Consider the following 13,942-nt stretch of genomic DNA (forward strand, 5'->3'; position numbering starts at 1 on the left):
CAGTGGTTCAGCAACCAAAACTCCAGGAAACTTCGTCGATACAGTCAATGCAGCGTGTGCTGAAAAGTTTAACCACTTACCGATGGACTTCGCTAGGAGCATTGGTCAGCCTGTTGCTATTGACGATCGCAAATGCGGTGACTCCGCAACTATTTCGATGGGGAATTGATCAGGGCATTAGACAAAAAAACCTGCAAATTGTGCTATACAGCGCCGCCTGGATGGTACTCGCTGCGATCGCTCGTGGTTTATTTAACTTTGGACAAAGCTATTTAGCAGAAGCAGCCTCTCAGGGTGTGGCTTATGACCTGCGAAACAAGATTTTCAGCAAAATTCAAAATCTCAGTTTCAGCTATCATGACCAGGCGCAGACTTCTCAACTGTTAACCCGTGTCACCAGCGATATTGAGCAAATCCGTACCTTTGTTGGCACTAGCTTAATTCAGGTCATTGGTGGAATTGTCACACTGGTAAGTATTGCAGTAATTTTGCTGGTGATGAACTGGAAACTAGCGCTGATTACCCTAACAGCAGTGCCAATGTCAGCATGGTTGATGGCAAGATTTGTCGGTCGGAATAACAAACTTTTTCGGCAAGTACAAGAGCAACTAAGCGACCTCAATGCCGTATTGCAAGAGAACTTGTTAGGAATACGGGTGGTGAAAGCCTTTGTCAGGGAATCAACCGAAAGGTCGCGTTACACGACGATGAATGATGGTCTAGTGAAGGCAAACATGAAGACCATTAACGCCATCCATAATACCTTCCCTTTTATCTTTCTGCTGAGTAACTTTGTAACACTGGCGGTTTTCGGCTACGGGGGAGCGCAGGTAATTGGGCGTAGATTCACCATTGGCGAACTGGTGGCGTTTAACTCCTACCTAGCGTTGATTCTCCAACCTATTTTGTTGATTGGATTTGCTGCACCTGCGATCGCTCAATCAGCCGCTTCCGCCGAACGAGTCTATGAAGTTGTCGATGCAGAAATAGAAATTCGCGATCGCCCCGGTGCTGTTCCCTTTGACACCTGCGTTGGTAGAATCACCTTTGAAAATGTTTCTTTTCGCTATCCAGGAGCCAGTACTGAAACTCTCAAAGAAGTTTCCTTTGAAACCAAACCCAAAGAGCTAATCGCCGTTCTAGGAATGACTGGCTCCGGGAAAAGCACAATTATGAACTTGCTTGCCCGCTTTTATGATGTCACAGGGGGAGCAGTTCGCATTGACGGACGAGATGTAAAAGATTTCACCCTCAAAAGCCTGCGATCGCGGATTGGTATTGTATTTCAGGAAACCACCCTATTCTCTGGCACAATCCGTGAAAACATTGCCTACGCCAAACCCGATGCAACCCTAGAGCAAGTAATTGAGGTTGCAAAAACCGCACAAATGCACGATTTTATTATCAGTTTACCCGATGGCTACGAGACGATTGTGGGTGAACGGGGCGTAGGCTTATCTGGTGGACAAAAACAAAGAATTGCGATCGCTCGAACCTTACTAACCGATTACAGCATTCTGATTTTGGATGATAGTACCTCAGCCGTGGATGCCAAAACTGCTGCCCATATTCAAGCCGAACTAGATGGCTTAATGCGCCAAAAAGCTTGTACAACTTTTGTAGTAGCTCAACGCATTAGCACCGTCAAGAATGCCGATCGCATTTTTCTCATGGATAAAGGGCGATTAATGGCCCAAGGCACTCACGAGGAATTGATGGAAACCAGCCCCCTCTATGGTGCGATTTTGGAATCTCAGGTAAAGGCGAAAGAAAAAAATGATACAGATACTAACATAAATAGTATTGCTTGAGATTTTTATAACAACCTTGTAATCCAAAATCCCAAACTTGTACTGAGCGCAGTCGAAGTATCTAAAATCCAAAATTGCTATGACAGGCACTATTCCCGTTGTTGTATCACAGCAGAAGAGTAAGCAACTTTCTACCCTGCGGCGCTTTTTGCAATACCTGCTACTTTATCGCAAAGAAATTCCCATCGCCCTGACATTAGTATTTATTGGCGCTGTAACCCAGGCAATTGGGCCATTTTTTCTCGGTTGGTCAATCGATCACCTAATTGAAAAAGGTAATTTACAGGGACTCCTGCTATTACTAGGGCTACTAGCGTTGAACTACGGACTTGGCATTTTAGCAATCCGGGGTCAAATTATTCGAGTCGGCTGGATTATGCAGCGATTGCTGGCTCAACTGAGGCAAGATATTTTTCTCAAAATCCAAAGTTTGCCCCTTAGCTTTTTCGATCGCAGCGAAGCGGGCGATTTAATGAGCCGTCTGCTGAATGATGTTAATACTGTGAATCAGGCATTTGGACTGACGATCGCCCAAATGCTGGGCAACATTTTCAGTTTGGTCGGTATCATCATTGCCATGCTCTCAATTAACCTGCAACTCGGCTTATTGAGCAACCTGGTTGTACCACTGATGATTTTCACCACAAGTTTGTTTGCACGTTGGGCAAGAGCCAGGTTTCGCGTTACCCGACAAACCATTGGGCAGCTTTCCGCCAAGTTGGAAGAAGATATTGGCAGTGTCAGAGAAGCACAGGCATTTAATCGGGTACAGACGAACATCGCCCAATTTGACGTTCTAAACGCTGCCAATCGTGATGCCAACGTCGAAGCTGTAGCAATAACTTCGGCCTTTTTGCCCTCCATCGATTTTCTCAACACACTCGCAACCGCAGGTGTGCTGGCTTATGGTGGCTATCTGGCCGTCACTGGATCTGTGACAGTGGGTGTGGTGACATCCTTTTTACTTTACGTTCAGCAGTTCTTCCGTCCTATCCAGATTCTCAGCCAGTTTTACACCCAAGCTCAATCTGCCTTCGCCGGATTAGAGCGAATCTTTCTACTACTAGATGAACCGTCAGAACTCAAAGATGCACCCAATGCGACAGAAATGCCGCCGATTCAGGGGGAAGTGAGATTTGAGAATGTCAAGTTTGGCTATAACCCAGATCAATTGGTTCTCAAAGGGGTGAATTTACAAGCCTATCCAGGGCAGATGATTGCATTAGTAGGGCCGACCGGTTCGGGAAAAAGTACAATTATTAACTTGATTTTGCGCTTCTACGATGTATCTGGTGGTGCAGTAAAAATTGATGATATTGATGTGCGTAGTGTTACTCAAGCAAGTCTGCGCCGTCAAATTGGCATCGTTTTACAAGATAATATTCTGTTCAGTGGTACTGTCGCCGAAAACATTGCCTTTGGCGCTCCCTATACTAGCCAAGCTGACATCGAAGCAGCTGCACAACTGGCAAATGTACATGAGTTCATTACCTCACTACCACAAGGCTATACAACCCAATTGGGTGAACGAGGAGCGCCCCTGAGCCAGGGACAGCGACAATTAATTAGTATTGCCCGTGCGGTGTTAATTAACCCGCGAATTCTGATTCTTGATGAAGCCACCAGCAGCATTGACACGCGCACAGAAGCGCTAGTACAAAGTGCGATCGCTCGTTTGCTGCAAGGTCGTACCAGTTTCGTAATTGCCCACCGCCTCAGTACAGTTACCCAGGCAGATCAAGTATTAGTAATTCAGCAGGGACAAATTGTAGAGCAAGGTACTCACGCCGAACTCATCGATCGCCAAGGTGTCTACGCCAACCTCTATAGTCTACAACTGGGTGCAGCAGACACAACGGTTCTTCAAAACGAAAAGTAAAATATATATAGCACTCCTAAATCATTCGTGAGATTTTGGGATTCTGTTTTTATTCTCTTTTCCTTGGCGTACTTGGCGTACTTGGTGAACCAGCGCTGTAGGCGGGTTTCCCACCGTAAGCGACTAGTGAACCCGAAGGGCGGTTCGTCCTCATTCCATTTCTCACAATACAGATAGGATTGCTATAGCTCAAATTTACCAATTGTCAGAAAAGAAATGAAGCTACCTAACCTCGATTCAGAAACCATCGATCGCATCATTGAGATGGCATGGGAAGATAGAACATCTTTTGATGCAATTGAGGCTCAGTTTGGGCTGCTGGAAAAACAGGTCATTGCCTTAATGAGGCGCGAAATGAAAGAATCTAGTTTCCAAATGTGGCGAGAGCGAGTTACCAAACGCAATACAAAGCATTTATCTAAGCGAGAATTTATTGCAGGTCGATTTAAATCGCACAATCAAAAAACGTAACTAATTGAAAGTAAAATGACAAAAGTTACACTTTATATTGCAGCTAGTTTGGATGGTTATATTGCTCGCAGCGATGGCGGAATTGATTGGCTATCAATCCTTGATATAGATGAGGAAGACTACGGTTACACTGCTTTCTACGAATCCATTAATGCTATTGTTTTAGGCAGCAATACTTATGAAGTAGGGCTGGGTTTTGATGAATGGCCTTATCCGGGGAAGAAATCATTTGTTTTCACCAAACGCCATCTCCAATCTGACCGCGAGGACGTTGTGTTTGTTTCTGATCCAGTCAAGAACGCCTTAGCAAATATAGAGGCTCAAGGTTTTGAAAATATCTGGCTAGTTGGTGGCGGAGCATTAATCAATTCATTTCTTCAGCACAGATTGATTGACGAATTTATTATTTCAACTATTCCAACTATCTTAGGTGGCGGCATACAGCTTTTCCCACCGCCTACCCCAGAAGAAAAATTGGAACTGATTAACTCACAACAATATTCTAGTGGTTTATTTCAATCACATTATAGACGAAAAGAAAAGCCTTAAAAATGTACAATTCATCATTATGCTTCAAGTGGTGAGAAGTCCGATGCTCAAAACTTCGGGAAATTTAAACACCACCTGAAACGTTAATGCCGTTATTAGGCATCCGGTAAAAAGCCTTTTTAATTACGAATTAAGTTTAAACAACCTCAAGAAGCTTCTGAACAGCATCGCTAAACTGCTCGTAAGGAGAAACTCCCACGATGGTTTCTGCTAAAATGCCATCTTTGAAAATTAAAACTGCTGGAATACTGCGAAGACCGAATTTTTTGAAAATCGGCTTATTTCTGTCAACGTCTACCTTAACGACTTTGGCGCGGCCTTTGTATTCTTGGGCAAGTTGCTCCATCAAAGGACTAACCAGCCGACAGGGGCCACACCAAGTAGCCGTAAAATCAACAACAACAACTTTCTCTTCACTTCCATTTAAAACAACATCAAATTCACTTTCTTCAAGATAAGCAACTATCTGAGTATCAGCAGACATTTTTTAATTCCTTAGTATTAAACTAAAATTGCAGCAAAAATCTCACTATACAAACTATACCTCCTTCTGTCCGTCAGGTTCACCAGTCACCTGTATTGGAAAATCCCCGCCACTGAGCAAAATTCAGTAGGGGGGATTTAATAATCTTACGTCTGGTGCGTATGCGTAGCCCGCACTTCGACTTCGCTCAGTGACCGTCGTAGACATCGCACCTAGCAACCTACCTAATCCAAAAACCTTACACCTTCAAGATTTAGAAGCATCATCTCGATCAAACAGTTCTAACAATCCAATAGTGCCTACAAAAAAAGTATAAGTGGCATATTGCATTGGCATCTTTTTTCTTGAAGGTGCATAAAAAGCTGCTATAATACCCAGGGTAAAATGGCACGTCATGGCAAAACGCTCAATCCAAAAAATTGGATTAAGGCTGCTGGGGATATTACTATTAGTTATTAATGCATAAATATTCCACGATTCTAATCCAATTGCGCTAGTTATAAGAACTGTAGATATAAGTTTTACCGTTGTAAAAATGTTTCTCTTTATAAGTTTTAAGTTCATGCCGTTCACAAAACAGTTGTTGAAAATTATCTACAAGACTCTATGAAGTAACAGACAAGTTTATCTGTGGGAACCTATGCAAAAAATATCTCAAAATCTTATTTTCCCATATTCTCTGTGCCTAGCTTTTCTGTTACTCATGCGTAAATCTTATATATGTTATCTAAAATTCCCCTTAGAGGTTGTTTGAAAAGTGGTTAGCTGTGATTTTAGGCACTTAATTGATCCCCCTACCCTCCCTTAAAAAGGGGGGAACCGGAATCAAAGTCTCCCAATTTATCGGGGAGCCACTGCGGTCTTGGGGTCTCCCCAAATGAAGCAAGTGGCGTGGATTTAGGGGGATCTAAACGTTTTGCTACCGAGAAGAGGACTTTTCAAACAACCTCTTAAGTCAACCAATCTTATATCATGATTTCCATTTTTGTAAAAGCCTCTAAAAAAAATGGACATGGTGTATTAAGTCTGCTATACCCGTAAACACTATGAGTAATGAAAATTAATTCACCAGATATTTAAAAAATGATAAAAGTGTGGAATAATACACTGGTGATAAATTTAATCGAAATAAGGGTCAGAAGTCAGGACGGGCTAAACCTTAGCTATCCGCTAACAGAATAATGCCTCCGGCACACTCTGCGAACAGAATAAATTCTGTACGACTGGCTGATAGCGCAGCTTAAAGCCTGCGTCATAGCAACTTTTAGAGAGCGTCTTAATTCTGACCGGAGCTAACTGAAATGTCTCCGGCTCCACTTCTGAATTCTTCTTCAATCCCCTTTAGATATTGATAAAAAATGTAAAGCTATGATTGCTCAACATTACAATTCAATTCACCTTGAAAATGACTTGCTTCAAAAAATCCAAATTAAAGAAAATCAGTTAATAATTGCACAAGAATCTAATATGATCCATGTAGTAGAAGCACTACAGAGTCAATTATTAAAGTTGCAGTGTCAATTATCAGAGCCGCAAGACGTTGAAGTTCAAGCGTTGATGAGTTTGCTAGACGAGTAAAATTGTAACTTTTTGTTACAAACTTTATTTAAAACACAAAAACTCTGTTTTTGGAAAGCAGAGCATATTTATTGTGATGCCTGAAAGTGCAATTTATGTGCGATATCTCAAAGCGATCTAAAGTATCAGTATCATAGAATCACAATACTTTTTACTTAGATAACATATAGAACTCAAATTTGATTTTTGCGAAGCTAGGTACAACTCAAAAAGGTTTTTGCTGAGTAGGTGGTCTTTTAATCTGCTGTACTGAATCAATCTTAAGAACAGGTTTAATTGAGCGCAGTTGCCTTTGCCTAAGAATTTGGATTTCTCTCTCAATCGAATCTTTTCCTTGCCTAAAAAAGTCTTGAGAATTATATGGAACTAAATCACGGGATAAACTTTGAGCTTGTGCAGGAGTTAAACTAGGAAGGGGTTGTTCAGCATTTGCAGAAGTTTCTACAGCTAGCAAAAAAGCTGTAGAAACCAGCAAGAGTTGGATTTTTATACATCTGGTTAATATCAGGTTTAACATGATTGATATATCTGTTGTGTAAATGCTGCTTCAAACCATCTTCTGGTGGTCTTACTATAAACAAGGTACACTTATTGGCTTGTTAATTACCTCCCGCAAATGGGTGAATTAATCAGGTGAACTACCTTATTAAATATCTGGAACTGGCTGATATAGGAAATAGTTCTGTTAGCTTGGGTCGCACCCTTGGGAATGATACTACTAGTCTGTCAAATTCATTTTGAGGTTAGAGAGACGCGATAAATCGCCGTCTCTACAGGTAATTTATCCATCAATTATTTATTGACAGACTACTACTTGGGAGATGGTGTCGATACACTTCAGTGATACTGCTGTAGTATAGACTTCCGTCTGTAGCAGCCAATACTAAATCCTATAATTGTATTTTATACAGGTAGCATTTACTAAAATCAGACAATTATCAACTGAGCTATTGGCTTAACATAAGACTCATAGAGTTTATGCTTGCTAATTGTTAAATTATATTTATATAATTTACACTAAAATATATCAGTATTTTAACTGTTGTCTTAACTGTTAATACTTACTTAATATGTAGCACAATCTTTTGCATTATCTTATTCATTGTGAAATCTCTTCTACAAACTTACTTAGAACAAGAAATCTGGATATTAGTACGAGATAAGTGGTACTTCGCCACAATTATTGGAGTTTGGGATGATTTGTTATGGTTTAAACATAGAACTTACAACAAAGATACAGAGGAAGATACTCTCTGGGAAATGGTTGTAAAAATCAGTGAAGTAATTGCTATTGATAAAGTTAGGTCTGTTATTAGTAGAAAACCAGATGTGCTTATTTCCCGGCTATTAGAAACTGAGCAAGGCACAAATGAGCATCATCAAGATTATGAACATTAGTTAGCTTAATAGTAAAAATACTTGCTTGTCTCTTACATTAACTGATAAAACTTGAGACAAGCGGTATAAATAAGTATCATAAAGGATTACCTAAGAAAATAAAGATATTTGCACAAAGAAGGTTTAATACTAATCTGATAGACTATAGCGGTTCCCAGTTGAGTGAGGTACAAAAACCCCACCCCCAACCCCCTCCCCACAAGCGATGAGAGGGGGCTATGAAGTACCTCATTTGATTAGGAAAAGCTATATCTTAAATTTGAAATTATAAAAACTGGTAGCCAGGGCTGATAACTAACTATGAGTGAAGCCTTATTCTGTATCGAAAATCTGCGAGTTGCCTATCCTCAACGGAGTGGAGAAGAGGCAAGCTGGGCGGTTGATGATGTGTCTTTCACCTTGCAACCAGGTGAAAAAATGGGATTGGTAGGAGAGTCAGGTTGTGGTAAGTCAACTATCGGACGGGCAGTAATGCGTTTATTACCAGCCTCTAGTCGGGTTGAGGGAGAGGTGACATTTCAAGGACAGTCGGTGTTTGACTTGATGCCTAACCAGTTGCGGAAATTTCGAGGAGAGGCGATCGCATTAATTTTTCAAGATCCCATGACACGCCTCGATCCTTTGATGACGATTGGTAAGCATTGTATCGAAACTCTTCAGGCGCACTCACCAGAATTATCAACGCGGTCAGCAAAAGAAAAAGCACTTGCTACTTTGGCGAAGGTGAATATTCCCGCTAGTCGCTGGAATCAGTATCCCCACGAATTTAGCGGTGGAATGCGCCAACGGGTGGCGATCGCTTTAGCTTTACTCCTCAACCCCAAGTTGATTGTTGCCGATGAACCCACCACCAGCTTAGATGTCACCGTTTCGGCGCAGATATTGCAAGAATTAACTCGCCTGTGCGGTGAAGAAAACATGGGATTGTTGCTGATTTCTCACGATTTAGCAATGGTGGGTGAGTATTGCGATCGCATTGGCGTGATGTACAACGGCAAAATGGTCGAAATGGGTTCTACAGAAACCGTCTTTAGACAACCTCAACATGAATATACGCGATCGCTCTTAAAAGCAGCTTTACACATTCAAGCAGTAAATGATGATGGAGAATTGATAATTGCCAATGACTCAGAAAAGCAATTACCGATTATTAATAAGCAATCTCCAATTTTGAGTATTACAGAACTCAAGCAATACTACACCATAGAACCTAACTTTATCGAACGGCTGTTTAACACACAAGCGCAGACAATTAAAGCAGTAGATGGTATCAACTTGGATATTTATCCAGGAGAAATTCTCGGCTTAGTCGGTGAATCAGGTTGTGGCAAAAGTACACTATCACGAACAATCCTGCAACTAATTCGTCCCACCAGTGGCAAAGTTAAATTTTTAGGACAAGATTTAACTACACTCTCGCCTCAAGAAATTCGCTCCTCACGGCGACAAATCCAAATGGTTTTTCAAGATCCCCATGCTTGTCTCAATCCAGCGATGATGGTGGGACAAAGTATCGCCGATCCTTTATTTATCCACAATTTAGCCGGCCCTGTTAAGGCAAAAGAACAGGTTTTGTGGATGCTAGAGAAAGTTGGATTAACACCCCCAGAAGTATATTATGAGCGTTATCCATCAGATTTATCTGGGGGACAACAGCAAAGAGTTGCGATCGCTCGTGCTTTGATTACTCACCCTAAACTTCTGATTTGCGATGAACCTGTGAGTATGTTAGACGCTAGCGTGCAGTCGCAAGTGCTAGATTTGATGTTGCAATTAAAAGAAGAATTTGAGTTAACTTATCTGTTCATCACTCACGATCTCTGGTTAGCTAGATTTTTGTGCGATCGTATTGCCGTAATGAATGGTGGCAAAATTGTCGAACTCGGTTTGACAAAAACTATTTTTACCAATCCTCAGCACCCTTATACCAAAACATTACTAGCTGCTGCCCCTTTACTAGCACGCGCTTAACTCAACAAAGTGAACAGGGTGATTTCATACAACCAGATAAAAAATAAAACTGGGTTTCAAAGCCTCTTGACCTTTCGGGGAGAGGTTTGGAGAGGGGTAAAAAGCCATGCTACAAAACGAGAAATCAGAATTTATGTATTTTTCTTTTTTCGTATGAAACCATCCTACTTAACTCAACAAAGTGAGGAGTTATGAATTACTAACTCCCACCTCTTGTACAGACGCGATTAATCGCGTCTCTCCTAATTCCCCTTAAGTAATTTAGTTGCTTCTCCACTCGAACCATATAGTTCAACAAATCTTTTAAATAACAATGCAGTCTCGTGATTTGAAGCCCCGCTCAAGTTAAATAAACGCCCTATATTTTTATCCGCTAAAGCTCTTAGATACGGCAAATCTTCAAATAGTGTCAAACAAGAAGCAAAATGCAATATTATTTGTAATAATGGCTTTGGCCACTCTAGGTCACTATATATATCTACAAAGAACTGATGTTCTGAGTCATTTAATGGAAAAGCATTAAATAAAACAATTATCCTTTTGTTATTGTAGACTGGAATACTCAATTCAACAGTGTAGGGAGTATGTAATATTAAATCTACCTCCACAATCGGTTGCCGCCAAACTCTCAAAGGATTAGCTGGCGAGTCTAATATCGTTTGGAATTTAATTATTCCACCAGTATTAGTGGGCTGAAAGTGGATAACTTGGAAAATTTTCAAGTTATTAAGGCTAAAATTATGAACTGTTTCTAAATGCTTTAAGTTCAATAGATGGTAGATTTGGCAAAGATAAGGAAACGGTAAAATATACTCCTGGCTAATCATGTGGAGCTTTTTTAATTGAAGCTTGTTAGCTTGAGTACGAGCGAGATATTCTTGATATTGGCTGATCCCTAAATCATTACTGTTGAAGCTTTCGTTAGGTTTGAGATATAGCCAACTCACAAAAAAGAAAGAGGCTGTAAATAGCTGAAATATTTCTATATAAGATAAATAACCATCAGCAAATGCAGCTATACTTCTATCGGTTATTCCGAAAAGCCAAGATGGAATACCAAATATCCAGATATTACTTTTAATTTTATCTATAAAAAGTGCTATTTCAACATTTGAGACATTCCTACCTTGATTTCCACTTAAGTCATCATTATTTTTTAAACACTTAGAAAACATAATTTGAACTTACTTAATACTAGTAATCTATAAAATCTATTTATATTAATTTTAAATACCAATCCCTAGCCATAACCTCTATCTTTAGCTGTATATACAAGTTGTATTTATTTATATCCATTTAAAAGAGTTCTCATAAGTCTGGCTAAAAAATTCAAGCCCTGATTAGATGTAATACTAAACCCTATACATATCCAGCTATCAGAAAATTCTTTGTAAGTCTTGCTGTTAAAGGATTTAAGATTATATTCTTGGATTTATGTATAAATTAAAAGGAACAAATTTGCTACAAGCTTTCTGCTAGCTGAGTACAAAAATTGAAATTATCTAACTTTTACAAAAGTGGTATATAGATAGATAAAAAGTTTATTTTTCCTGACATAAGAAACTTATCTAAGTAGGGCAGTGTGAAAAAATCAAACTATGTAAATATAAATAGGATTACTATATCTATTGAGGTAATACCAATTTAATGTGAAGTTGCACATATCTTGATCCCCCTAAATCCACGCCACTTGCTTCATTTGGGGAGACCCCAAGTGGAGCGACTGGCGTGGGCTAGGGGGGATCGAATTCTATGCAGCTTCATAAAAAATTGGTATAACAGAGATATAGGTGCTTGTATAGCAATCCTAGATAAATTATGAAAATTTGCGGTGTTTAGATCCCCGACTTCTTTAAGAAGTCGGGGATCTAATTTTTCACGAATAATGTTCAGTATCTGAAAAATAAAATAATTTATCTGTTTGATGCCAAGCTATCTGGGGAGAATATAACAAAACTCCAGTGAGGTTAAGCAATGGTTAATCAGACATACACAGTTGATGTCTTAGTTGTCGGTGGAGGAACTGGAGGTACTGCGGCTGCTATTCAAGCGGCGCGACGGGGAGCCAAAACGATTTTGGTGAGTGAATTTTCTTGGTTGGGGGGAATGCTAACTTCGGCTGGGGTGTCTGCACCCGATGGCAACGAATTAGAAACCTTTCAAACGGGTTTATGGGGTGCGTTTTTGCAGAAATTGCGGCAACGACAGCCCGAAGGATTAGATAACAGCTGGGTAAGCTTTTTTAGTTACGATCCTCGAATTGGGGCAGAGATTTTCGCAGATTGGGTGGAGGAATTGCCAAATCTGCACTGGATTTCTGGACAAGTGCCAATAGATGTTTACCGCCAAGGTGATTGTATTACTGGTGTGCGCTTTGCTGATTTTGCTGTCACAGCCAAAATTATTCTCGATGGCACAGAATTAGGAGATTTATTAGCTTTAGCTGAGATACCTTACCGTTGGGGCTGGGAATTGCAATCTGAGTGGGGAGAACCAAGCGCCCCAGTAGCTTTTAACTCTTTCACCCAGAGATATCCTGTGCAAGCGCCCACTTATGTAGTGATTATGCAAGACTTTGGTGATGCAATCGCACCAGAAATTCCGGCTGCCCCTAACTATAATCCATCCCAGTTTGCAAATGCTTGGGATGGCTATGGAGCAGAGACATTTTTGAATTATGGACGTTTGCCTGGTGGCCGATTCATGATTAATTGGCCAATCTGTGGCAATGACTACGGCCAAGGAATAGGGCGGCTGATAGAGTCAGATGTGTCCAGAGGTGAATTCATCCAAGAATCTCGCTGGCACAGCCAAAATTTTGCCCATTTTATCCAAAATCAGCTTGGTCGTCGCTATGGTTTAGCAGAAAAAGTATTCCCTCACGCCTCTACAGCTTTTGCACTACATCCCTATTACCGGGAAAGCCGCCGCTTAGTGGGACTAACTACTGTCCGAGAACAGGATATTTTGCCGATCGCCGGCGGAAGAGTTGCATCTATATTTAATGATGCGATCGCCCCTGGCGTTTGCGAAGCGATCGCAGTTGGTAACTACGCCAATGACCATCATTATCCTGGTGTTCAATTCCCACTGCAACCAAAATCTATCCGTTGGGGCGGACGTTGGACTGGGACACCCTTTACAATTCCCTACAGTTCACTAATTCCAGCCACAACAGATGGTTTCTTAGTTTGCGAAAAGAACATTTCTGTCTCTCACATTGCCAATGGCGCTACCAGATTACAACCTGTGGTTATGGGCATTGGTCAAGCAGCAGGTATGGCGGCGGCGATGTGTGTTGAGTTAGACTGTCAGCCGAGGGATTTACCCGTTAGATCCCTGCAAACAGCTTTATTAGAGGATAATCGTTCAAAAACAGCAATTATTCCTTTATTTAATCTTCCACCCAATCGTTCGGATTGGCTGCACTGGCAACTGTATTACTTAAATAATCCACAAGCCTATCCAGATAGTGGTTATTGCCCTTGCCCATCGGAGAATGAGTACCCTGACTCTATTTTTGACAAGGCATTAATTCAGGAAAGTAACTGTTTCAAAGGTATTTTTTCCCGCTTGGAACAGCAGGAATACAGATTTGCTGTCACAGCACCAGCCGCATATCAAGGACAAAATTGGCAGCTTGTGACTTTGCGATCGCATATTGACGAGCAATTACGCGCTTACTCCCACGAACAATTAGTTACATTGTGGGGTCGTTACAATCACTTTGGTAACTGGTTATTAGTCGAACATTTAAACGGAGGATAAGAAGAGTTTATTTTCAGTAAAACAGAATACTTT

Annotated in this window: 12 protein-coding genes; 8 read left to right on the top strand and 4 right to left on the bottom strand. The window is 40.8% G+C overall.

What is annotated here, in order from left to right; translation table 11 throughout:
- The first annotated feature begins 2 nt into the window (after positions 1-2).
- From HWQ36_RS13895 to HWQ36_RS13910, 4 genes are all read left to right on the top strand, one after another.
- Positions 3-1,811 (top strand): ABC transporter ATP-binding protein, encoded by a 1,809-nt coding sequence (locus HWQ36_RS13895; protein ID WP_292703492.1) that lies wholly within the window; start codon positions 3-5, stop codon positions 1,809-1,811.
- A 79-nt stretch (positions 1,812-1,890) separates the two neighbouring features.
- Positions 1,891-3,690, top strand: coding sequence for an ABC transporter ATP-binding protein (locus tag HWQ36_RS13900; RefSeq protein ID WP_292703495.1), 1,800 nt, complete (start codon positions 1,891-1,893; stop codon positions 3,688-3,690).
- A 216-nt stretch (positions 3,691-3,906) separates the two neighbouring features.
- Positions 3,907-4,161: a TIGR03643 family protein gene (locus HWQ36_RS13905; protein ID WP_292703497.1), complete on the top strand. Its 255-nt coding sequence runs from the start codon at positions 3,907-3,909 to the stop codon at positions 4,159-4,161.
- A gap of 15 nt (positions 4,162-4,176) precedes the next feature.
- Entirely contained in the window at positions 4,177-4,710 is a 534-nt protein-coding gene (locus HWQ36_RS13910; protein ID WP_292703500.1) for a dihydrofolate reductase family protein, read from the top strand.
- A gap of 136 nt (positions 4,711-4,846) precedes the next feature.
- On the opposite strand, the gene trxA is transcribed toward HWQ36_RS13910, so the two are convergent.
- Positions 4,847-5,194: a thioredoxin gene (trxA, locus tag HWQ36_RS13915; protein WP_292703503.1), complete on the bottom strand. Its 348-nt coding sequence runs from the start codon at positions 5,192-5,194 to the stop codon at positions 4,847-4,849.
- A 246-nt stretch (positions 5,195-5,440) separates the two neighbouring features.
- Entirely contained in the window at positions 5,441-5,758 is a 318-nt protein-coding gene (locus tag HWQ36_RS13920; protein WP_292703551.1) for a hypothetical protein, read from the bottom strand.
- 804 nt (positions 5,759-6,562) lie between these two features.
- Here HWQ36_RS13920 and HWQ36_RS13925 point away from each other — a divergent pair.
- Positions 6,563-6,772 (top strand): hypothetical protein, encoded by a 210-nt coding sequence (locus tag HWQ36_RS13925; RefSeq protein WP_292703505.1) that lies wholly within the window; start codon positions 6,563-6,565, stop codon positions 6,770-6,772.
- 205 nt (positions 6,773-6,977) lie between these two features.
- On the opposite strand, the gene HWQ36_RS13930 is transcribed toward HWQ36_RS13925, so the two are convergent.
- Complete coding sequence (locus HWQ36_RS13930) at positions 6,978-7,289, bottom strand: hypothetical protein (protein ID WP_292703507.1); 312 nt, start codon at positions 7,287-7,289, stop codon at positions 6,978-6,980.
- A gap of 587 nt (positions 7,290-7,876) precedes the next feature.
- Here HWQ36_RS13930 and HWQ36_RS13935 point away from each other — a divergent pair.
- Together HWQ36_RS13935 and HWQ36_RS13940 are read left to right on the top strand one after the other, a co-directional pair.
- Positions 7,877-8,170, top strand: coding sequence for a hypothetical protein (locus HWQ36_RS13935; protein WP_292703509.1), 294 nt, complete (start codon positions 7,877-7,879; stop codon positions 8,168-8,170).
- Between the two features lie 300 nt (positions 8,171-8,470).
- Positions 8,471-10,141: an ABC transporter ATP-binding protein gene (locus HWQ36_RS13940; RefSeq protein ID WP_292703510.1), complete on the top strand. Its 1,671-nt coding sequence runs from the start codon at positions 8,471-8,473 to the stop codon at positions 10,139-10,141.
- A 242-nt stretch (positions 10,142-10,383) separates the two neighbouring features.
- Here the strand turns inward: HWQ36_RS13940 and HWQ36_RS13945 are convergent, their stop codons facing one another.
- Positions 10,384-11,316: a hypothetical protein gene (locus tag HWQ36_RS13945; protein WP_292703512.1), complete on the bottom strand. Its 933-nt coding sequence runs from the start codon at positions 11,314-11,316 to the stop codon at positions 10,384-10,386.
- A 799-nt stretch (positions 11,317-12,115) separates the two neighbouring features.
- Between HWQ36_RS13945 and HWQ36_RS13950 the strand changes: the two genes are divergently transcribed.
- A complete protein-coding gene (locus tag HWQ36_RS13950) occupies positions 12,116-13,909 on the top strand; it encodes an FAD-dependent oxidoreductase (protein WP_292703515.1) in 1,794 nt (597 codons plus the stop codon).
- Positions 13,910-13,942 lie beyond the last annotated feature (33 nt).

This window comes from Nostoc sp. NMS2 (genome assembly GCF_017115105.1).
Taxonomy (GTDB): domain Bacteria; phylum Cyanobacteriota; class Cyanobacteriia; order Cyanobacteriales; family Nostocaceae; genus Nostoc.

What these genes read in the sequence shown, in the direction of transcription:
- HWQ36_RS13900 (WP_292703495.1), top strand. Translation starts at nt 1,891, where the DNA reads ATGACAGGCACTATTCCCGTTGTTGTATCACAGCAGAAGAGTAAGCAA.
- HWQ36_RS13905 (WP_292703497.1), top strand. Translation starts at nt 3,907, where the DNA reads ATGAAGCTACCTAACCTCGATTCAGAAACCATCGATCGCATCATTGAG.
- HWQ36_RS13910 (WP_292703500.1), top strand. Translation starts at nt 4,177, where the DNA reads ATGACAAAAGTTACACTTTATATTGCAGCTAGTTTGGATGGTTATATT.
- trxA (WP_292703503.1), bottom strand. Translation starts at nt 5,194, where the DNA reads ATGTCTGCTGATACTCAGATAGTTGCTTATCTTGAAGAAAGTGAATTT.
- HWQ36_RS13920 (WP_292703551.1), bottom strand. Translation starts at nt 5,758, where the DNA reads ATGAACTTAAAACTTATAAAGAGAAACATTTTTACAACGGTAAAACTT.
- HWQ36_RS13925 (WP_292703505.1), top strand. Translation starts at nt 6,563, where the DNA reads ATGATTGCTCAACATTACAATTCAATTCACCTTGAAAATGACTTGCTT.
- HWQ36_RS13930 (WP_292703507.1), bottom strand. Translation starts at nt 7,289, where the DNA reads ATGTTAAACCTGATATTAACCAGATGTATAAAAATCCAACTCTTGCTG.
- HWQ36_RS13940 (WP_292703510.1), top strand. Translation starts at nt 8,471, where the DNA reads ATGAGTGAAGCCTTATTCTGTATCGAAAATCTGCGAGTTGCCTATCCT.
- HWQ36_RS13945 (WP_292703512.1), bottom strand. Translation starts at nt 11,316, where the DNA reads ATGTTTTCTAAGTGTTTAAAAAATAATGATGACTTAAGTGGAAATCAA.
- HWQ36_RS13950 (WP_292703515.1), top strand. Translation starts at nt 12,116, where the DNA reads ATGGTTAATCAGACATACACAGTTGATGTCTTAGTTGTCGGTGGAGGA.